At 67.2% G+C, this 21,143-nt stretch carries 15 protein-coding genes, 2 tRNA genes and 1 rRNA gene; 7 read left to right on the forward strand and 11 right to left on the reverse strand.

The window, feature by feature from the left end:
* Positions 1-62: 62 nt before the first annotated feature.
* From ACW173_RS06065 to sdhC, 9 genes are all read right to left on the reverse strand, one after another.
* Positions 63-138, reverse strand: a tRNA-Ala gene (locus tag ACW173_RS06065).
* 67 nt (positions 139-205) lie between these two features.
* Positions 206-282, reverse strand: a tRNA-Ile gene (locus tag ACW173_RS06070).
* A 186-nt stretch (positions 283-468) separates the two neighbouring features.
* Positions 469-1,954: ribosomal RNA gene (locus ACW173_RS06075) — 16S ribosomal RNA — on the reverse strand.
* A 925-nt stretch (positions 1,955-2,879) separates the two neighbouring features.
* Positions 2,880-3,200 carry a 2Fe-2S iron-sulfur cluster-binding protein gene (locus tag ACW173_RS06080; RefSeq protein WP_492083970.1) on the reverse strand — a complete coding sequence of 107 codons (321 nt, stop codon included), beginning with the start codon at positions 3,198-3,200 and terminating at the stop codon, positions 2,880-2,882.
* Positions 3,201-3,230: 30 nt separating this feature from the next.
* Complete coding sequence (locus tag ACW173_RS06085) at positions 3,231-4,469, reverse strand: NAD(P)/FAD-dependent oxidoreductase (RefSeq protein ID WP_492083971.1); 1,239 nt, start codon at positions 4,467-4,469, stop codon at positions 3,231-3,233.
* 205 nt (positions 4,470-4,674) lie between these two features.
* On the reverse strand, positions 4,675-5,457 hold the full coding sequence (locus ACW173_RS06090; protein WP_492083972.1) for a succinate dehydrogenase iron-sulfur subunit: 783 nt from the start codon (positions 5,455-5,457) through the stop codon (positions 4,675-4,677).
* A gap of 7 nt (positions 5,458-5,464) precedes the next feature.
* A complete protein-coding gene (sdhA, locus tag ACW173_RS06095) occupies positions 5,465-7,255 on the reverse strand; it encodes a succinate dehydrogenase flavoprotein subunit (RefSeq protein ID WP_492083973.1) in 1,791 nt (596 codons plus the stop codon).
* A complete protein-coding gene (sdhD, locus tag ACW173_RS06100; protein ID WP_492085924.1) occupies positions 7,255-7,710 on the reverse strand; it encodes a succinate dehydrogenase, hydrophobic membrane anchor protein in 456 nt (151 codons plus the stop codon). The genes sdhA and sdhD overlap by 1 nt, the downstream gene beginning before the upstream one ends.
* Positions 7,677-8,084 carry a succinate dehydrogenase, cytochrome b556 subunit gene (gene sdhC, locus ACW173_RS06105; protein WP_492083974.1) on the reverse strand — a complete coding sequence of 136 codons (408 nt, stop codon included), beginning with the start codon at positions 8,082-8,084 and terminating at the stop codon, positions 7,677-7,679. Before sdhC ends, sdhD begins: the two co-directional genes overlap by 34 nt.
* 183 nt (positions 8,085-8,267) lie before the next feature.
* Between sdhC and ACW173_RS06110 the strand changes: the two genes are divergently transcribed.
* Positions 8,268-9,713, forward strand: a complete 1,446-nt coding sequence (locus ACW173_RS06110; protein ID WP_492083975.1) for a sensor histidine kinase — start codon at positions 8,268-8,270, stop codon at positions 9,711-9,713.
* Here ACW173_RS06110 and ACW173_RS06115 read toward each other — a convergent pair.
* Both ACW173_RS06115 and zapE read right to left on the reverse strand, forming a co-directional pair.
* Positions 9,710-10,291, reverse strand: coding sequence for a GDP-mannose pyrophosphatase (locus tag ACW173_RS06115; protein WP_492083976.1), 582 nt, complete (start codon positions 10,289-10,291; stop codon positions 9,710-9,712). The two genes, ACW173_RS06110 and ACW173_RS06115, sit on opposite strands and share 4 nt — an antisense overlap.
* Positions 10,292-10,301: 10 nt before the next feature.
* Positions 10,302-11,420: a cell division protein ZapE gene (zapE, locus tag ACW173_RS06120; RefSeq protein ID WP_492083977.1), complete on the reverse strand. Its 1,119-nt coding sequence runs from the start codon at positions 11,418-11,420 to the stop codon at positions 10,302-10,304.
* Positions 11,421-11,530: 110 nt separating this feature from the next.
* Here zapE and ACW173_RS06125 point away from each other — a divergent pair, with 110 nt between their 5' ends.
* From ACW173_RS06125 to addA, 6 genes are read left to right on the forward strand one after another with little or no spacing between them, the layout of a single operon-like run.
* Positions 11,531-12,412, forward strand: a complete 882-nt coding sequence (locus ACW173_RS06125) for a GNAT family N-acetyltransferase (protein WP_492083978.1) — start codon at positions 11,531-11,533, stop codon at positions 12,410-12,412.
* Complete coding sequence (tsaE, locus tag ACW173_RS06130) at positions 12,409-12,855, forward strand: tRNA (adenosine(37)-N6)-threonylcarbamoyltransferase complex ATPase subunit type 1 TsaE (RefSeq protein ID WP_492083979.1); 447 nt, start codon at positions 12,409-12,411, stop codon at positions 12,853-12,855. Before ACW173_RS06125 ends, tsaE begins: the two co-directional genes overlap by 4 nt.
* The gene (gene amgK / locus ACW173_RS06135) at positions 12,845-13,933 is read left to right on the forward strand and encodes an N-acetylmuramate/N-acetylglucosamine kinase AmgK (RefSeq protein ID WP_492083980.1); all 1,089 of its coding nucleotides are present in this window, start codon (positions 12,845-12,847) and stop codon (positions 13,931-13,933) included. The genes tsaE and amgK overlap by 11 nt, the downstream gene beginning before the upstream one ends.
* Complete coding sequence (gene murU, locus ACW173_RS06140) at positions 13,930-14,658, forward strand: N-acetylmuramate alpha-1-phosphate uridylyltransferase MurU (RefSeq protein ID WP_492083981.1); 729 nt, start codon at positions 13,930-13,932, stop codon at positions 14,656-14,658. Before amgK ends, murU begins: the two co-directional genes overlap by 4 nt.
* Entirely contained in the window at positions 14,655-17,657 is a 3,003-nt protein-coding gene (addB, locus tag ACW173_RS06145; protein WP_492083982.1) for a double-strand break repair protein AddB, read from the forward strand. Before murU ends, addB begins: the two co-directional genes overlap by 4 nt.
* On the forward strand, positions 17,654-21,124 hold the full coding sequence (gene addA / locus ACW173_RS06150; RefSeq protein WP_492083983.1) for a double-strand break repair helicase AddA: 3,471 nt from the start codon (positions 17,654-17,656) through the stop codon (positions 21,122-21,124). Before addB ends, addA begins: the two co-directional genes overlap by 4 nt.
* The last annotated feature ends 19 nt before the right edge of the window (positions 21,125-21,143 follow it).

A 21,143-nucleotide genomic window follows, 5' to 3' on the forward strand; every position in this document is an offset into this window, starting at 1 on the left:
TTATCGTCTTGGCTACCGCTTCGCTGCTTGAGCGAAGACGATGCGAAGATTTCCAACAAAGATGGTGGAGCCAGACGGATTCGAACCGACGACATCCTGCTTGCAAAGCAGGCGCTCTACCAACTGAGCTATGGCCCCTCACACTCGGTGTGAGTTGCTTGCCCAGGGGAGCCTGGTCGGTTGCGGTATCCGTAGGATGGAAGAGTGGTAGGCCCGATAAGACTTGAACTTATGACCTCACGCTTATCAAGCGTGCGCTCTAACCAACTGAGCTACGGGCCCATAGGCCGCTCAGATCAAGTCCAGCTAGTGGACCCGCTCCAGGGCTCGCGATCGTGTCCTGAACCTCGACGGTCCAGAACAAGTGGAAAGAGAAACGAAGACGGCGGCGATCCGCTCATTTGTGTGCGTCAAGCGCACGAATTGGAGCCTCAATAACCTCGTGAGAGATTGGAGAAGCATCCTTAGAAAGGAGGTGATCCAGCCGCAGGTTCCCCTACGGCTACCTTGTTACGACTTCACCCCAGTCGCTGACCCTACCGTGGTCGCCTGCCTCTCTTGCGAGTTAGCGCAGCGCCTTCGGGTAAAGCCAACTCCCATGGTGTGACGGGCGGTGTGTACAAGGCCCGGGAACGTATTCACCGCGGCATGCTGATCCGCGATTACTAGCGATTCCAACTTCATGCTCTCGAGTTGCAGAGAACAATCCGAACTGAGACGACTTTTAGGGATTGGCTCCCCCTCGCGGGATTGCAGCCCTCTGTAGTCGCCATTGTAGCACGTGTGTAGCCCACCTTGTAAGGGCCATGAGGACTTGACGTCATCCCCGCCTTCCTCCGGATTAACTCCGGCAGTACGATTAGAGTGCCCAGCCAAACCTGATGGCAACTAATCGCGAGGGTTGCGCTCGTTGCGGGACTTAACCCAACATCTCACGACACGAGCTGACGACAGCCATGCAGCACCTGTGTCCCAGTCCCCGAAGGGAAAACCACATCTCTGTGGCGGTCCGGGCATGTCAAAAGGTGGTAAGGTTCTGCGCGTTGCTTCGAATTAAACCACATGCTCCACCGCTTGTGCGGGCCCCCGTCAATTCCTTTGAGTTTTAATCTTGCGACCGTACTCCCCAGGCGGAGTGCTTAATGCGTTAGCTGCGTCACCGACATGCATGCATGCCGACAACTAGCACTCATCGTTTACGGCGTGGACTACCAGGGTATCTAATCCTGTTTGCTCCCCACGCTTTCGAGCCTCAGCGTCAGTAACGGACCAGTATGTCGCCTTCGCCACTGGTGTTCTTCCGAATATCTACGAATTTCACCTCTACACTCGGAGTTCCACATACCTCTTCCGTACTCAAGACTGCCAGTATCAAAGGCAATTCCAAGGTTGAGCCCTGGGCTTTCACCTCTAACTTAACAGTCCGCCTACGCTCCCTTTACGCCCAGTAATTCCGAGCAACGCTAGCCCCCTTCGTATTACCGCGGCTGCTGGCACGAAGTTAGCCGGGGCTTCTTCTCCGGGTACCGTCATTATCGTCCCCGGTGAAAGAATTTTACAATCCTAAGACCTTCATCATTCACGCGGCATGGCTGCGTCAGGCTTTCGCCCATTGCGCAAGATTCCCCACTGCTGCCTCCCGTAGGAGTTTGGGCCGTGTCTCAGTCCCAATGTGGCTGATCATCCTCTCAGACCAGCTACTGATCGTCGCCTTGGTGAGCCTTTACCTCACCAACTAGCTAATCAGACGCGGGCCGCTCCAATGGCGATAAATCTTTCCCCCGAAGGGCACATCCGGTATTAGCTCAAGTTTCCCTGAGTTGTTCCGAACCAAAGGGCACGTTCCCACGTGTTACTCACCCGTCCGCCACTAATCCCGAAGGATCCGTTCGACTTGCATGTGTTAGGCCTGCCGCCAGCGTTCGCTCTGAGCCAGGATCAAACTCTCAGGTTGAGTTGACATTGACTTCAGACTTCCAGTCCCGGGGGAAAACCCAGAACCAGGTATCTGGTTTGCATAGTTTCTTGACGAGTTCCCATCACACAATGACCAGCTCGAAAGCCAGCCACCGTATTAATGGTGTCTTCAAGAGACCGCATTTGTCAGCGTCGAGGTGGACCTAAAGTCCACCGCCAGAGCGCCGCCGCCTGCGTTTCTCTTTCCAAATCAACAATGTCAAAGACCCGCTCGCCTTCCGGCGAACCATCCGTTTAGCGCCCGATGTCGGCGGAGGCGGCTATCTATCCAACCTCGAATTCCGTGTCAAATCGTTTTTTTCAAAACTTTCCGACCTCACCGCCAACCGACCCGGAGGTCTTCGGCGGAAGCCGGCAGCTTCTAAAGAAACCACCGAAACCAGTCAAGCTATTTTTCGAAGAAACTTCGAAGCTCTCCCGGACCGAAATGCTTAGAAGCTCAACAGAACCACCTAAGAATTTCTTGGAGCGCGGCTTCTAACGAAGCCGCTAAAGTCAGTCAAGAAATTATTTCGAAGAAACTTCGAAGCGATTACTTGCCTAACCCTTGCATCGCGACGCTGAACTCTTGCGAACTCTTGTCTGCGATGCTTCGGAGCGGCGCTTCTAAAGAGGCGACATTCCGAAGTCAACCAACTCTTTTCGACTTTTTCAAAGCCCGGAAAATCCGGATGAAAGAGACAAAAAGAGGATCCTAGGGCCGCCGTGGCCGCCCTCGCGGATCCGTCATCGAGTCGATTGAAGCGCGGTTTCTAGCGAAGCGTCTGAACCGATGCAACTCCCTTTCGGGGGCCGCGTCGTCCGGTCGCGATGCCGTTCCGAGCGAGGCGGTGATCTAGTCCTCCCTCGGACGACTGGCAACCCCCTCGCGACAATATAACGACGCTCTTTTGACGTCGTAATTAATGCTGGCTTTCCGGCAATCGCACGATCAGCCCGTCCAGCGCGTCGCTCACCTTGATCTGGCACGACAGGCGGCTGTTGGGCTCCACGTTCTCGGCGAAGTCCAGCATCGACTCTTCCATGGCCGACTTGTCGCCCGTCTTATCCAGCCAGGCGTCGTCGACATAGACATGGCAGGTCGCGCAGGCGCAGGCTCCGCCGCAGTCGGCGTCAATTCCCGGGACGTTGTTCTTCACCGCGCCTTCCATGACGGTAAGGCCCGGCTTCACGTCGAGCGCGTGCTCAGTGCCGTCGTGTTCGATGTAGGTGATCTTGGCCATGTGGTTCTTCTCTATTCCCCTCTGGCGAACTTAAGCCGCCACCTCTTTCATGGACACCGTGATGTCAGCGAGCTTCTCGGCGCTCACCGGTGTGCGTTTGGCGATCAGTTGCTTGCCCGCCATGAACTCGGGCGGCGCATTGACCGCCTCGACGGCCTGCAGCAGGTCGCCCTTCAGATGGAAGACCGCGAACTTGGCGGCGGCGACGTGGCCACGCACCACCTGGCGGTCGGCCTCGAACGGCAGGCCGGCGATCTGCAGCTTGAGATCATACTGGTCGGACCAGAACCACGGCACTTCAGGCGAAGGACCCTGTCGGCCCAGAATCGCCGAGGCCGCCTGCTTGGCCTGCTCGAGCGCGTTGGGCACGCTCTCCAGGCGGAACTGGCGCTCATATAAGGGGAGCGGACGATGGGTGACGTCGCCGATCGCGAAGATCGAGGGATCGGCGGTCCGCGCCTCCAGGTCGACGACCACGCCATTGGTGGTTTCGAGACCCGCGTCCTTGGCCAGCTCGTCATTGGGGACCGCGCCGACCCCGACCAGGGCGACATCGCAGGCGACCACCCGGCCGTCGGTGAACCTCACGCCGGTAACGCGGCCATCCGCGCCCTCGAAGCCCGCAACGCCGGCGTTCAGTTCGAACGCGACGCCGTGCCGGGCATGATAATCTTGGAAGAACAACGACAGGGTCTCGCAGGCCACGCGGGCCAGCACTCGACTCTCGCGTTCGACGATCAAGGCATGGCTGCCCAAGGCGCGGGCCGAGGCGGCGGCCTCCAGGCCGACATAGCCGCCGCCAATCACGGCCAGGCGTTTATCGGGACCGAGGGCGTCCTTCAGCAACTCGGCGTCGGCCGCCGTGCGCAGCGCCAGGACGCCGGCCAGGTCGGAACCTGGAATCGGCAGCTCACGGGCGCGGGCGCCGGTGGCCAGGATGAGGAAGTCGTAGGCGATGACCTCACCAGAGGCCAGGGTCACCGTCTTCTCGGAGCGATTGATGCGCTCGGCCACGCCTTCGAGGCGCAGAGAAACATTGTTGTCGGCGTACCATTCGGCGGGCTTCAGCGAGAGCGAGTCGGCGTCGGCCTCGCCCTTCAACCAGGCTTTCGAGAGCGGGGGGCGCTGATAGGGCAGCAGAGGCTCGTCGCCGATCAGCACGATCCGGCCTTCGTGGCCGTACTGACGCAAGAACGCCGCGGCCGAGCCGCCCGCGTGCCCCGCGCCGACGATGACGACGCATGCGTTCTGATTGGTCTCAGCGCTCAACGACGCCCTCCCTTTCGTCAAAAATGACGCCGGCGTCACCTATTGGCAAGCGCCTTCGATAAGGCCGCATATAGAGGGCGTCAGGGAAAGTGTCCGCGGTTTCCCGCCCGGACGCCCTCCCCATACGAAAAGAGCCTGCTAGTGCAGGCTCTACGGGGCGGCCCGTTTCCGAAGCCGCCCCGCGCTTGCCTTGGTGGAGAACCCGTCAGACGACGCGCTCGACCATCATCTTCTTGATTTCCGCGATGGCCTTGGCCGGGTTCAGACCCTTGGGGCAGACCTGGGCGCAGTTCATGATCGTATGGCAGCGATACAGCTTGAAAGGATCCTCGAGCGCATCGAGGCGGTCGCCGGTGGCTTCGTCGCGACTGTCGATCAGCCAGCGATAGGCGTGCAGCAGGGCCGCCGGACCCAGATACTTGTCGCCGTTCCACCAGTAGCTGGGGCACGAGGTCGAGCAGCAGGCGCACAGGATGCACTCGTACAGGCCGTCGAGCTTCTCGCGGTCCTTCGGCGATTGCTTCCACTCCGACTGCGGCTCGGGCGTGTCAGTGTGCAGCCAAGGCTCGATCGAGGCGTACTGGGCGTAGAACAGCGTCAGGTCCGGGATCAGGTCCTTGACCACCGGCAGATGCGGCAGCGGGCTGATCTGGACGGCCTTGCCCGGCACCTCGGCCCAGCCGTGGGTGCAGGCCAGGGTGTTGCGGCCGCCGATGTTCATCGAGCACGAGCCGCAGACGCCTTCCCGGCACGACCGGCGGAAGGCCAGGGTCGGGTCGATGGTGTTCTTGATGTACAGCAGGGCGTCAAGGACCATGGGGCCCACGGCGTCCATGTCGACGTCGTAGGTGTCCCAACGCGGATTACCGCCCGTTTCCGGATCGTAGCGGTAGATCTTGAAGGTCTTGACCTTCTTGGCGCCAGCCGGAGCGGGCCAATGCTTGCCCGACTTGACCTGCGAGTTCTTGGGGAGTGCGAGTTCGACCATCGTACCCTCAGTAGACCCGTTGCTTCGGCGGGATATAAGCGATGTCGTCCGACATGGTGTAGCTGTGCACCGGGCGGTAATCGATCTTTACCTTGCCGGACTCCATGTCGAGCCAGGCCAAGGTGTGCTTCATCCATTCGGTGTCGTTGCGGTCCGAGAAGTCCTCGCGGGCGTGGGCGCCGCGGCTTTCGGTGCGGTTGACCGCGCCGTTCACCGTCACGACGGCCTGACCGATCAGGTTGTCGAACTCCAGGGTTTCCATCAGGTCGGTGTTCCACACCAGACCGCGATCGCTGACCTGGAGGTCGGCCTTCTTGTCCCAGACGGCCTGCAGGCGATCGACGCCGCTGACCAGGCTTTCGCCGGTGCGGAACACCGCGGCGTCTTCCTGCATGGCCTTCTGCATCTCCAGACGCAGGTCGGCGGTGCGGGTCGAGCCCGAGGCGTTGCGGAAACGGTCGAAGCGGGCCAGATGGCCGTCGGTCCAGGCGTCCTTCAGCTCCGGCTGCTTGGCGCTGGGCTTCAGGATCTCGGCGCAGCGCAGGGCGGCGGCGCGACCGAACACCACCAGGTCGATCAGCGAGTTCGAGCCCAGGCGGTTGGCGCCGTGCACCGACACGCAGGCCGCTTCGCCCACGGCCATCAGGCCGGGGATCACCTGGTCGGGATTCTCGCCCGACTTGGTCACGACTTCACCGTGATAGTTCGTCGGGATGCCGCCCATGTTATAGTGGACGGTCGGTAGCACCGGGATCGGGGCCTTGGTCACGTCGACGCCGGCGAACACCTTCGCCGTTTCCGAGATGCCCGGCAGGCGCTCATGCAGGATCTTGGGATCCAGGTGATCCAGGTGCAGGAAGATGTGGTCCTTGTTCGGACCCACGCCGCGGCCTTCGCGGATCTCGATGGTCATCGCGCGGCTGACCATGTCGCGGGGCGCCAGGTCCTTAACCGACGGGGCGTAGCGCTCCATGAAGCGCTCACCTTCCGAGTTGGTCAGGTAGCCGCCTTCGCCGCGGGCGCCTTCGGTGATCAGGCAACCGGCGCCGTAGATGCCGGTGGGGTGGAACTGCACGAATTCCATGTCCTGCAGCGGCAGGCCGGCGCGCAGCGCCATGGCGTTGCCGTCGCCCGTGCAGGTGTGGGCCGAGGTGGCCGAGAAGTAGGCGCGGCCGTAACCGCCCGTGGCCAGGATCACCTGCTGGGCCTGGAAGCGGTGCAGGGTGCCGTCGTCGAGCTTCCACGCCGTCACGCCGCGGCAAACGCCGTCGTCGTCCATGATCAGGTCGAGGGCGAAGTACTCGATAAAGAACTCGGTGTCATGGGCCAGCGACTGGCCGTACATCGTGTGCAGCATGGCGTGACCGGTGCGGTCGGCCGCCGCGCAGGTGCGCTGGATCGGGCCCTCGCCGTAGTTCTTGGTCATGCCGCCGAAGGCGCGCTGATAGATCTTGCCTTCCTCGGTGCGCGAGAAGGGCACGCCCCAGTGCTCGAGCTCATAGACCGCCGCCGGAGCGTTGCGGGTCAGGTACTCGATGGCGTCCTGGTCGCCCAGCCAGTCCGAACCCTTGACGGTGTCGAACATGTGCCAGCGCCAGTCGTCCTGGCCCATATTGCCCAACGAGGCCGAGATGCCGCCTTGCGCCGCGACCGTGTGGCTGCGGGTCGGGAACACCTTGGTGATGCACGCGGTCTTGAGGCCGGCCTGGGCGCAGCCCAGCGCGGCGCGAAGGCCAGAGCCGCCAGCCCCGACGACGACGACGTCGAACTTATGGTCGATGAACTTGTAGGCCGACATCAATGGGCTCCGGTCACGCTCAGGGCGACCTTGAGGATCGAGAAGATCCCCACGGCGCCGGCCAGCACGCAGACGAACAGATTGCCGATCACCAGGGCCGACTTGCTCGTGAAGCTGTAAATATAGTCTTCGATCACCACCTGGACCGCGCTCTGCAAGTGCACCAGGGCCGAGATCAGCAGCAGGCCCAGCAGCACGGCGTTCACCGGCTGGCCGATCCAGGTCGCGACGGTGTGCTGGTCGGCGCCGATCAGCTTCAGGGCGCCGTAGACGCCCCAGATGGTCAGCGGCGCCAGGGCCAGGCCCGACACGCGCTCGGTGATGAAGTGGCTGACGCCGTGGTGGGCCGAGCCCATGCCCCGAGCGCGCGACAGCGGCGTACGGAACTGGATGGGTTGGAAGAGGTCCTTGTTGCTGCTCATCAGAACGCTCCGTTCGCGCCAGCGATCACCCAGGTGACGATCGTCGCCACGACCGCGAAGGCGATCGCCATGGCGCCGGTCATGTCGGCGATCCGCGGCTGGAAGCCCTTGCCGGTGTCCCAGAAGGTCTGGCGGAGGGTGTAGGCGACGTTGAAGAACACCGCGAAGGTCTCGCCCAGCAAGACAAGCTTGCCGATCGGCGATCCCAGGATGGCCAGGTAGCCGGCGTAGGCGTCGGGACCAGCGGCCAGCGCCGCGGCCCAGCCCGCCAGGATCACGGCGCCGACCCATAGGCCGATGACGCAGGCGCGGTGCAGGATCGAGCAGGCCATGGTGATATGCCAACGCCACACCTGCAGGTGTGGCGACATCGGGCGCTCGGGCAGCCCCCGGCTCGTATCGGTCATGGGAGGTCCAACCTCAGTAGCCTTTGTGCGTTGCGGGACGCTTTTAAGCGCGAAGGCCAGGGTGTCAATTAAACGGCGCCCTCTTGAGAAACGTTCGCACGTCCCGCTTCGAGTACGGTCTGGAACCACAAAAGCAAAGGTTGCGTTACGATCAATCGCTCCAGGGGGAAACAAGAGCGCTTGATGGCCAGTTCGATCGATTTCAAAGCGGTGTTCGACCGGATTTCGACGCCTTACATGCTGATGGATCACGACCTGACCATCATCGAAATGAACCAGGCGTACCTGGACGTCACCGGCCGCACTCGCGAGGAATTGCAGGGCCGCTACGTGTTCGAGGCCTTTCCGTCCGAAGGCGAGAGCCGTCGCCTGCTCGAGGAGTCCCTGCACCGTACGCGCGACACTGGCGAGACCGACGTCATCGCGGTGCTGCACTACGCCATTCCCATTTCCGAGGCGAAGGGCGGCGGCGTCTACGACAGCTACTGGAGCGCCACGCACAGCTATGTGCCTTCGCCCGATGGCCGCGGCTTCGTGTTGCAGAACACCCAGGACATCACCGAACTGCGGAAGATGAAGGACAACGCCTTTCGCCCGGAGGCGCCGCCGACCACCGCCATGCTGGGTGACTCCGTGCTGCGCCGCGTCGAGGTCCTGCAGTCCCAGAGCGTGCAGATCCGCCGGCTGTTCATGCGCGCGCCCAGCTTCGTGGCCATCCTGCGCGGCCCCCAGCACATCTTCGATTTCGCCAACGAGGCCTATCTGCGCCTGATCGGTCGTCAGGACATCGTCGGCCGCCCGATGGTCGAGGCGCTGCCCGAGATCCAGGACCAGGGCTTCACCCAACTGCTGGACGAGGTCATGCGCTCGGGCGAACCGTTCATCGGCCGCGAGGTCAGCGTCATGCTGGCGCGGGAGCCCGGTGCGCCGCCGCAGGAACGCTTCCTGGACTTCATCTACCAACCGATCGTCGAGAGCGACGGCTCGATCTCCGGCGTGTTCGTCGAGGGCTCGGACATGACCGACCGGGTGCTCGCCAACCAGCGCCAGCGCCTGTTGATGGACGAGCTGAACCACCGCGTGAAGAACACCCTGGCCACGGTGCAGGCCATCGCCCAGCAGACCCTGCGCGGCGCCACGACGCCCGAGACCTTCGCGGCCGCGTTCGAGGCGCGACTGCTGGCCCTGTCCCAGACCCATAACGCCCTGACCGACAGCCAGTGGGCCGGCGCGGGCCTCAAGCAGATCCTGCTTCAGGAACTTGGCCCCTACGGTCCCGAGCGCATCCGCATGGACGGGCCGGATGTGCACCTGCCGGCGCGGGTCGCCCTGTCGCTGGGCATGGTGTTCCACGAGTTGGCCACCAACGCCGCCAAGTACGGAGCGCTGTCGACCGGTGGCGGCCGGCTGATGCTGGGCTGGACCCTGTCCGGCGACGGCGACGCCCTGCATTTCGAATGGCGCGAGCGCGGCGGACCACCCGCCAAGCATCCCGAACGCAAGAGCTTCGGCTCCCGCCTGATCGAACGCAGCATCACCAGCGAACTGCGCGGAACGATCCAGACGGACTATGGCGAGGCTGGACTGGCGGTCGGCTTCGACGTGCCGCTGGCCCGGGACTTCGACTAACGAAACACCGTCAGCGCCAGGTATTGCAGCAGCATGATGGTCTTGGCGTCGCGGATGCGGCCGTCGGCGATCATGGCCAGGGCCTCGTCGATCGTCGGCTCCAGCACCTCGATGTCCTCGCCCTCGTCGGGATGGCCGCCGCCGTCGCCGATCCGCATCGAGGCGTCGTACTCGGCGACGAAGAAGTGCAGGATCTCGGTCACCGAGCCCGGGCTCATGAAGGCCTCGAAGACCTTGCGGACCTCGCCCAGGCGATAGCCCAACTCCTCCTCCACCTCGGCCCGGATGCGGACTTCCGGCGCGGCGTCGTCCAGCAGGCCGGCGGCCGCCTCGATCAGCAGGTCGTCATAGCCGTTGACGAAGGCCGGCCAGCGGAACTGCTTGACCAGCAGCACCGTGCGATTGGTCAGGTTGTAGGGCAGCAGAACCGCCCCGTTGCCCCGGTCGTAGTGTTCACGGTGCTGGGTTTGCCAGGTCCCGTCGCGCCGCTTCCAGTCGAAAGCCGTCGTCTTCAGGACGTACCAGTTGTCGGACAGAAGCTTGGTCTCGCGGACCCGGAGGCGATCTTTGACGGTCATCTGACTTCTCCTAGTCGCGAACCCGCGCCACGTAGTCGGCCGAGCGCATCTCCTGCAGGCGCGAGACCGTGCGCTCGAACTCGAACGACCCGTCGCCCTCAGGATACAGCGCCTCGGGCTCGGCCTCGGCCAGGGCCACCAGCTTGGCGTCAGCTTCGTAGAGGGCGTCGATCAGGGTGTTGAAGCGCTTGGCCGCGTCGCGCCGGGCGGGCGACAGCGGCGGCACGTCTTCCAGGAAAATGGTGTGAAAGCGCTCGGCGATCGCCAGATAGTCCTGCGGCCCCAAGGCCTGCTGGCACAGGCTGGCGAAGGATGAGCGCAGCATGCCGCCGGCGGCGCGCGGCAGGCGCATCTTGCGGCCCAGCACCTCCAGAGTCGCGCCGGTTTCGGCCGCGCCGTCCAGCAGGTCGCCCCATAGCCGTTCGAACTCGGCCTGGTTGGCCTTGTCGTTCGGGGCGAGCCAGGTGCGGGCCGCGCGCAGGCGGTCCAGGCGGAAGTCGACCGGACCGCGCACGGCCACGACATCCATCGCGTCCTTCAGCATGCCGATGAACGGCAGGAAGAGCTGGCGGTTGAGGCCGTCCTTATAGAGGTCCTCCGGCGGCCGATTCGAGGTGGCCACCAGAGTGACGCCGCGCGCGAACAGGGCCTCGAACAGCCGGCCCAAGATCATGGCGTCGGCGATGTCGGTGACCTGGAGCTCGTCGAAGCACAGCAGGCGGGCGCTCGCGGCGATCAGCTCGGCGGTCGGGGCGATCGGATCATCACCCTTGTGCTGGCCAAAGCGCGCCTTGCGCGTCGCCGGGTCGCCCTTGCGCCAGGCGTCGATGTCGGCGTGAACCTCGGCCATGAAGGCGTGGAAGTGGATGCGGCGCTTCTTCGTGACCGGGGCGCTGTCGAAGAACAGGTCCATCAGCATGGACTTGCCGCGCCCCACCGGGCCCCACAGGTAGACGCCCCGCTGGCTCTTGGGCTTGCGGCCGAACAGCGAGAAGCCGGGCTCGCCAGCGTTGTCCAGGTCGGCCTCCAGCCGCGACAACGCCTCGACCGCGGCGGCCTGGGCGACGTCCGGCTTGATCTCGCCCTGGGCCAGGCGCTCGCGATAGGCGGTGCGAAGAGATGTCGGCATCGGGATGTGCGGTTAGCGCGTGAGGGCGATCAATGGAAGCCCGCCGACGCGTCAACCTCCAAGGAGCCCCCAAGGCTGACAGCGTCGCCGACGCGGCCTAAGCTCTCGAGATGGTTCATGTTCCGGCCATCGGGTGGGCGCGACAACCGCCCGAGCCCCATATCATCGACACGCTGATCGCCGAGCGCGCCCCGCGCCTGACGTCATCCGCGGCCTGGCCCCTGGTTCGACCGGCGCTCTACAGGCTGCTGGACTATCGCAAAGCCCGGCGGATGGCGCAGACCATCCGCCAGTTGGGCGGCCGCGCGGCGCTGGACCACGTCTCCGACCTCCTGGCCCTGAAGGTCGACGTCCAGGGGCTGGAGAACCTGCCCGCGACCGGCCGGGTCGTCGTGGTCTCCAACCATCCGACCGGCATCGGCGACGGGGTGGCGGTCTACGACGCCATGAAGGCCCGGCGGCCGGACGTCGTCTTCTACGCCAACGCCGACGCTCACCGGGTGTGCCGCCGCTTCGACGAGATGCTGATCCCGGTCGAGTGGGTCGAGGAAAAGCGCAGCCGCGAGCGCATGCGCCTGACACTGACCATGACCCGCGAGGCGATGGAGGCCGAGCGCGCGCTGATGATCTTCCCGGCCGGACGCCTGGCGGTAAAGGACGCCGAGGAGCGCCTGACCGATCCGCCCTGGATGACCTCGGCCGTCTCGATCGCCCGCAAGTACGCGGCGCCGATCGTCCCGATCCATCTCACCGGCCCATGGTCGACCCTGTTTCACCTGTTCGACAAGCGCTGGAAGGAACTGCGTGACATCACCCTGTTCCACGAGCTGCTGAACAAGAAGGGCCGGCGGTTTTCGCTGATCGTCGGGGCGCCGATCGATCCCGAGGCCTTGCCGGGCGACGCCGGAGAAGCCACGGAGGCGCTGAAGCGCTATGTGGAGCGTGTGTTGCCGACTGACCCCCAAATGGTGCTCGAGAGCCGCCTGACGTGACTGAAGTTTTCCTCGCCGACGAGGCCGCGACCCAGGACCTGGGTCGGGCGCTGGCCGCCAGCTTGCGGCCCGGCGACGCCCTGTGCCTGACCGGCCCGCTCGGCGCGGGCAAGTCGACCCTAGCCCGCGCCATGATCCGCGCCCTGACGACGCCGGACGAGGAAGTGCCCAGCCCGACCTTCACCCTGGTGCAGTTCTACGAGACGGCCGAATTCCCGCTGGCCCACTTCGACCTCTACCGCCTGTCGGATCCCGACGAGGCCTATGAGATCGGTCTGGACGAGGCGTTGGACGGCGGCGTGACGCTGATCGAATGGCCCCAGCGGCTCGAAGGGCGTTTGCCGGCGAATCGGCTCGATATAGACATCGCCCTGGACGGCGACGGGCGACGCGCCGTCATCGTGGCGCACGGCAGTTTCAAAGGACGTTCCCTTGAGTTCTGAACGCGAGGCGGCCAAGGCCGCGTTCCTGGAAGCCCACGGCTTCGGCGAGGTTCGCCGCGAGTCGCTCGGCGGCGACGCCTCGACACGGTCGTACGAGCGCCTGCACCGGGGCGATCAGAGCTTCATCTTCATGGACCAGCCGCCGGCGCTGGAAAGCGTGGTCTGCCCGCCGGGCGCCACCGACGCCGAGCGCCTGGCCCTGGGCTACAACGCCGCCGCGCGCCTGGCCGCCGGTTCGGTCGGCGCCTTCGTGGCGACGGCGGACTATCTGCGCCAGCGCGGCCTCTCGGCCCCGCGAATCTTCGCCTATGACGTCGCCCAAGGCCTGGCGGTCCTGGAGGACCTGGGCGATGGCCTCTACGCCACCCTGATCGCCGACGGCCAGGACGAGCGCCCGCTGTACGAAGCCGCCGTCGATCTGCAGGTGGCCCTGCACGCCGAAACGCCGCCGGACGTGCTGGCCGTCGACGACATCCGTTGGCCGCTGCTGACCTACGACACCCTGGCCCTGAAGCACGCCACCGACACCTTCCTGGAATGGTGGCCACGGTTCGCCGGCATCCCGGCGTTCAACCCCGAGGCCGTCGCCGCGTGGGACGCGCTGTGGGCGCCGGTCTGGGTGCGCGGCGAGGCCGGGGCCAGCGTCTTCACGCATCGCGACTATCATGCTCAGAACCTGCTCTGGCTGCCCGAGCGCGACGGCGTCGCCCGCGTCGGCCTGCTGGACTTCCAGGACGCCCTGCGCGCCCACCCCGCCTGGGACCTGACCCACCTGCTGCAGGACGCCCGCCGCGACGTGTCGCCGGACCTGGAGTCGGCGATGCTGGACCGCTACCTGGCTGCTCGCCCCGGCGTCGACCGCGAGGCCTTCATCGCCGACTACCGCGCCCTAGCCGCCTCGAACGCTGCTCGGATTCTCGGCCGGGTCTTCGCCCGCCAGGCGCTGCTGGGCCGCCAGCAGTACGAGGCCTACATGCCGCGCACCTGGCGCTATCTGGAGCGGAACCTGAGCGATCCGGCCATGACCGGCCTCAAGGCCTGGTTCGACCAGTATGTGCCCACGGAGGCTCGCCGATGAGCGGCCCGCCCATAGGACCTAAAGTCGCGATGGTCCTGGCCGCCGGCCTCGGCACCCGCATGCGCCCCCTGACCAACGACCGGCCCAAGGCCCTGGTCGAGGTGCACGGCAAGGCCCTGATCGACCACATGCTGGACCGCCTCGCCGCCGCCGGGGTCGAGACCGCCGTGGTCAATGTCCACGCCTTCGCCGACCGACTTGAGGCGCATCTCAAGACGCGCCAGACGGCCCCGAAAATCATCATCTCCGACGAACGCCCCGAGGCGCTGGAGACCGGCGGCGGGCTCAAGCACGCCATGCCGCTGCTGGGTAAAGGGCCCGTCTGGGTCGCAAATATCGACTCGGTCTGGATCGAGACCGGGGTCCCGGCGCTCGAGGCCATGGTCGCCGCCTGGGATCCCGAGCGCATGGACGTCCTGCTGATGCTGGCCCCGACCGCGACGTCGCTGGGCTTCCACGACAGTGGCGACGTCTTCCTGGAAGACGATGGGGCGATCCGCTTCAAGGCGACCGGCGAGACCGGGCCGCTGGTCTATGTCGGCGTCCACATCTGCGACCCGGCCATCGTCAAGGATGGTCCGGAGGGGCCGTTCTCCCTGACCCCGCTGTGGAGGAGTCTGGCCTCTGACCGTCGTGTTCACGGGGTGACGCCCGACGGCCTCTGGATGCACGTCGGCGATCCCGACGCCAAGTTGGCGGCCGAAGCGAAACTCTCAGAAGGATGACCGGACCGGGCCCCTTCTTCGAGCGCCCATTCTTCGAGCGTGAGGGGCCGCGCTGGTTCTCGATCCCCGCCCACCGCCCGTTCGTCGACGACCTGGCGCGCGGCCTGTTGAACACCTTGGAGCCCCTGGGTCCCGAGGCCCTGCCCCGCGCCACGGTCCTGACGCCCACCCGCCGCGGCGCCCGCGCCTTGGCCGACGCCTTCCTGGCGGTCGGCGGCGGGCGGGCCCTGCTGCTGCCGCAGATCCGCCCGCTGGGCGACCTGGACGAGGGCGAGCCGCCGTTCGAGCCGGGCGATCTGGCGCTGGACCTGCCGCCCTCCATCTCCTCGCGCCGCCGCCGGTTCGAGCTGGCGCGGCTGGTCGTCGACCATGGCGACAAGCTGTCGTTCAAGCCCGGCCCGGTCCAGGCGCTGGAACTGGCCAAGGCCCTGTCCGACTTCCTCGACAGCTGCCAGATCGAAGAGATCGAATTCGAGGACAGGCTGGACGGCCTGGCCGAAGGCGACCTGGCCCAGCACTGGCAGGTCTCGGCGCGCTTCCTCAAGAGCGTGCTGCGCGCCTGGACCCAGCGGCTGGACGCCCTGGGCCTGATCGACGTCTCCGACCGCCGCGTCCGCCTGCTGCGCGCCCTGGAGAGACAGTGGTCGGAAAACCCGCCGACCGAGGTGCTGGTCGCCGCCGGCTCGACTGGCACCGCGCCCGCCACCGCGGATCTGCTCCGTGTCGTCGCCGCCGCGCCCAAGGGCGCCGTCGTCCTGCCCGGCCTGGACGAGGATCTGGCCGACAGCGCCTGGGACCGTATCGAGGGAACGCCCGGCGAGCAGCATCCGCAGGGCGCGATGAAACGCCTGCTGGACCGCGCTGGCGTCTCGCGCTCGGACGTCCGCGCCTGGGTCCCCGATGTCGACAGCCGGGGTCGCTGGCGCCGACGCATCGTCAACGAGGCCCTGCGCCCGGCCGAGGCGACCGCCGACTGGCTGGCCCAGATCGCCTCTCTTCGGGCGGAGGCCCCAGGGCTGGACCCGATCGCCGAGGGCCTGACCGGCTTCTCGGTCATCGCCGCCCGCGCCGAGGAAGAGGCCGCCGGGGCCTGCGCCTTGCTGCTGCGCGAGGCCCTGGAGACCCCGGACATGACCGCCGCCCTGGTCACGCCCGACCAGACCCTGGCCCGCCGGGTGATGACCCGCCTGCAGCGCTGGGGCGTCATCCCCGACAGCTCGGCCGGCGCGCCGCTGGCCGCCTCCGGCTCGGCGATCCTGGCCCTGCACCTGGCGCGGCTGGTCGAGGAGCCGTTGAACCCCGTCCGCCTGCTGGCCTTCGCCAAGCACCCGCTGGTGCTGGCCGAAGACGAGGCCCCAGCCGCCGCGACGCTGGAACGCAAGGGCCTGCGTGGCGCCGCGCCGAGCTCAAAGGACGTGTTGCGCGCTCGGTTGAAGGACTTCCCCGAGGCTCTCGCCCTGTGTGACCGGGTCCTGGCCGCCGTCGACCATGCGGCGTCCGTCTATGCCGACGGTTTCGCCCCGCCCTGCCGCGCCGCCCAGGCGATCGTCGAGGCGCTGGAAAGCCTGATCGCGACCAACCGCCTTTGGGCCGGTGGCGCGGGCGAGAGCCTGGGCGCGTTGATGGCCGCCCTGATCCAGGACGGCGAGCCCCTGCCCGACGCCTCGCCCCAGGCCTTCGCCGACATCTTCGACCGCCTGGTCAATGAGGAAACCGTCCGGGTCGGCGGCGCCACCCATCCGCGCCTGCGCATCTTGGGCGCCATCGAGGCCCGCCTGGTCCGCGCCGACCGCCTGGTGCTGGCCGGCCTGGAGGAAGGCGTCTGGCCGCAGGGCGCGCCGATCGATCCGTTCCTGTCGCGGCCGATGCGCCAGCGCCTGGGCCTGCCGCCGCCCGAGCGCCGCGTCGGCCTGACCGCCCACGACTTCGCCCAAGCCGCCAGCGCGCCCGACGTGGTGCTGGTCCACTGCGAACGCCGGGGCGGCGCGCCGGCCGTCGAATCCCGCTGGCTGTGGCGGCTGAAGACCCTGGCCGCCGGCGCGGGCCTTGCCTTGCCCCGCCGCGACGACGTGCTGGACTGGGTCCGCGCCCTGGACGCGCCCGATCCCTACGCCCCGATCGGCCGCCCGGCCCCGACGCCGCCGGTCGAGGACCGCCCGCGCAAGATGGCCGTCACCCGCGTCGAGGCCCTGACCCGCGATCCCTACGCCGTCTGGGCCCGCGACATCCTCAAGCTCTATCCGCTGGAGCGCCCCGACGAGCCGGTCGAGGCCCGGGCCCGCGGCACCGCTATCCACGCCGCGTTCGAGAAGTTCGCCGAGACCTATCCGGACGCCGTGCCGGTCGAGGCGGCCGGGGTGTTCGAGCGGTTCTATATCGACGCCCTGGTCGAGGCCGGCATGCCGCCGACGGCGCTGGCGCGTGAAAAAGCCCTGGCCCGTGAGGCCGCGCTGTGGGTCGCCGACTGGGAGCGCTCGCGCCGGACCACGGCTCGCAAGGTCGTCGTCGAGGCGGCGGGCGAGCTGTCGCTATCCATCAACGGCCGCCCGTTCACCCTGACCGCCAAGGCCGACCGGATCGAGCCGACCGCCGACGGGACCGCCCACATCCTCGACTACAAGACCGGCGCCGCGCCGTCGCAAAAGCAGGTCGACACCGGCTTCTCGCCGCAGCTGACCCTGACGGCGGCGATCCTGATGCATGGCGGCTTTCCGGACCTGGGCAAACCCACGCCCGGCGACCTGACCTACGTCCGCGTCACCGGCCGCAAGCCGGCTGGCGAAGAGCAAGTCCGCGCCCTGGCCGGCGAGGAAAGCAGCGCCGCCGCGACCAAGGCGCTGGAAGGCCTCTCGACCCTGATCGCCCGCTATGACGACCCCGCCGAGCCCTACCGCTCGCGGGTCGCCCCGCAGTTCGTCAAGGAACACCCCGGCGACTACGCCCACCTGGCCCGGGTGTTCGAATGGTCGACCAGCGGCGATGATGGGGAGGGCGAATGACCCTCCTCGATCCGCAGCGCATCGCCGCCGATCCGGCGATCTCGGCGTTCGTCACCGCCAACGCTGGATCCGGCAAGACCAAGACCCTGATCGACCGGGTCGCGCGCCTGCTGCTGGCCAAGGTGGCGCCCGAGGCGATCCTGTGCGTGACCTACACCAAGGCCGCCGCCGCCGAGATGCAGCGGCGCCTGTTCGAGCGGCTGGGCAAGTGGTCGGTGACCAGCGACGCGGATCTGCGCGCCGAACTGATGAAACTGGTCGGCGAGCCCGAGGTCACTTACGACGCCAAGCGGCTGTCGGAAGCCCGCGCCCTGTTCGCCCAGGCGCTGGAGACGCCTGGCGGCCTGAAGATCCAGACGATCCACGCCTTCTGCGAGAAGCTGTTGCGGCGTTTCCCGCTGGAGGCCGGGGTGTCGCCCGGCTTCACGGTGATGGACGATCAGGCCGGCGCCGCCATCGCCCGCGCCGCTCGCCGTTCCACGGCCCAGTGGGTCGACACGCATGAGGACGCCTTCGCCCAGGCCTATGCCCGCTTCTCGGTGGCGCTGGATTTCCTGAGCTTCGAGGCGATGTTCGCCGGCTTCGAAGCGCGGCGTGGCCAGATCATGGACTATGTCCGGCGCTGTGGCGGCCTATCGGAAGCGGTGGCCGACGCCTGGATGCGCTGCGGCTTCAATGAGCCGACCTCGGCCGGCGACTTGGCCGTCCAGGCGATGGCGCGGCTGGACCTCGGCGCCTGGCGGGCCGCCGCGACGGTGCTGTTCGACGGCGGCGGCAAGGCTGACGCCAAGAACGCCGAGGCGCTGGCCGCCGTGGCCCGCGATCCGGACGCGACGCTGGACCTGGCCCTGCGCGCCCTGTTCACCGAAGGCGGCGAAGGCACGCCGGCGACCTGGCCCGGCAAGACCTCGGGCCTGAAGAGCCGCGAGGACTTGCGCGAGGCCCTGCTGCTGGAACAGGCCAAGCTGGAGGTCGCCCGCGAACGGGTCCGCGCCGCCAAGGTGGCCGAGGATACCGAGGGCGCCCTGCGACTGGCGGTGCTCTACGTCGAGTCCCACCGGATCGAGAAGGAAGCGCGCGGCGCGCTCGACTTCACCGACCTGATCGACAAGACCCGCGTGCTGTTGACCGAGAAGGTCGAGGCCGCCTGGGTGCTCTACAAGCTGGACGGCGGCATCGACCACATCCTGCTGGACGAGGCCCAGGACACCGCGCCGGAGCAGTGGGAGATCCTATCCGCCCTGACCGCCGACTTCTTCGCCGGCGAGACGGCGCGGGGCTGGGGCGGCGAGCGGCGGGCCGAGCGGACCCTGTTCGTGGTCGGCGACGAGAAGCAGTCGATCTATTCGTTCCAGGGCGCCGATCCGCAGCGACTGCTGATCGAGACGCAGAACTATATCACCCGTATCGAGGCGGTCGGCGCGGTCGGCAAGGGCGTGCCGCTGACCGTGTCGTACCGCTCGACCCGCGAGGTGCTGAGTTTCGTCGACGCGCTGTTCTCCGATCCGGAGACCCGCGAGGGCGTGCCGCCGCCGGTCGGCCAGGACCTGGTTCGCCACGAACTGTTCCGTCACGGCCATCCCGGCTGCGTCGACCTGTGGCCCCTGACCCGCGAACGGCCCGGCGAGGAGCGCGAGGCCTGGGAGGCCCCGGTCGATTCCGAAAGCGAGCGCAGCGCCAACCGCCGTCTGGCCGAGGCCATCGCCGCCGAGACCACCGCGATCCTCGGCCGAGGCGACGCCGTCTTCGACAAGGAGATCGGCCGTCATCGCGCCGCCCACGCCGGCGACATTCTCGTGCTGGTCCGCCGCCGCAAGGTGCTGTTCGAGGAGATCATCCGGGCGCTGAAGCGACGCGGCGTGCCGGTGGCCGGGGCCGATCGCCTCTCGCTATCCAGCCACATCGCCTTCGAGGACCTGCTGGCCCTGGGGCGGTTCATCCTGTTCCCGGATGACGACCTGACCCTGGCGGCTTTGCTGAAGACGCCGTTCTGCGCGCTGACCGACGAGGACGTCTACGCCCTCGCCAAGGGCCGTCGCGCCACGCTGTGGGCCGAGCTGCGCCGCCGGGCCGAGGAGCGTCCCGAGTGGACCATGGCGGGGACCGTGCTGGACTGGGCGATCACCGAAGGGCGCCGCCGGCAGCCGTTCGAGTTCTTCGCCGGCTGGCTGGGCTTGGCGGACGCCGACGGCCGCTCGCACCGCGCCAAGGTGCTGACCCGCCTCGGCGCGGAAGCGGAGGAAGCGCTCGACGAGTTCCTGGCCCAGGTGATGGAGGCCGAGCAGCGCGGCGTGCGTGACCTCGAGGCTCTGGTCGCCGACTTCGCGGCCCTGGACATCGTGGTCAAGCGCGAGATGGAAGGCGCCCGCCGCGAGGTGCGGGTGATGACCGCGCACGGCTCCAAGGGCCTGGAGGCGCCGATCGTCTTCCTGCCCGAGACGACCGTGAAGCGCGGGGCCAGCGGCTCGCCGTTGCTGGTCACCGAAGACGGGGCTTTGTTGTGGTGCGGCTCCAGCAAGGGCGACTGCGACGCTTCGGCCAAGGCGCGGAAGCTGCGCGAAGACAAGGAAAGTCAGGAGGCCCTGCGCCTGCTGTACGTGGCCCTGACCCGGGCCCGGGACCGGCTGATCCTGTGCGGCCGCATCGACGCCCGCACCAAGGATGACAAGGTCGGCGGTTGGTACGCCGCCGCCCGCGCCGCCTTCGCCCATGCCGAGATCGCGCCGGAGGTGCGCACCATCGGCGAGGACGAGGCGGCTTTCCTGCGCTACGGCCCTGATCCCGAGAGCGCGCCCCGCCTTGAAGAAACAGCCCGCGATTCGGCGACCGCGCCGGCCTGGACCAAGGCCGTGGCCCCGCCCGAGCCGGCCGCCGCCCGCTACGCCGCCCCCTCGCGGATCGAGGACAATGCCCGGGTTCCCGCGCCGTCACCGCTGGCCAGGGTCTCGGGCCTGGGTCGTTATCGTCGGGGCGAGATCGTTCACAAGCTGCTGCAGTTGCTGCCCGACGTCGCGCCGGACCAGCGGGCCAGCGCGGCGGGGCGTCTCCTGGCCGGCGAACGCGACCTGACCGACGAGCAGCGCGAGGAAATGACCGCCGCCGCGTTCGGGGTGCTGGACGACGCCCGTTTCGCCGCCGTGTTCGGCCCCGGCTCCCGCGCCGAGGTCGCCCTGGCCGGGACCAGCGTCCATCTGCCGAAAGGCCTCGCGGTCTCGGGCCGGGTCGACCGGCTGGTGGTCGACGAAGGCCGCGTGCTGGTGGTCGATTACAAGACCAATCGCCCCTCGCCCGACCGGATCGAGGACGCCGATCCCGCCTATCTGGCTCAGATGGCGGTCTATGCCGCCGTGCTGCGCGAGGTGTTCCCGGGACGCACCGTGGAGGCGGCCCTGGTGTGGACGGACGGCCCCAAACTGATGCCGGTTCCAGAAAAGGTGATGGTCGAAGCCCTGGCCCGCCTGACCTAATCCCGTTGCCGGACGGCCA

The organism is Caulobacter sp. ALps2, assembly GCF_058681635.1.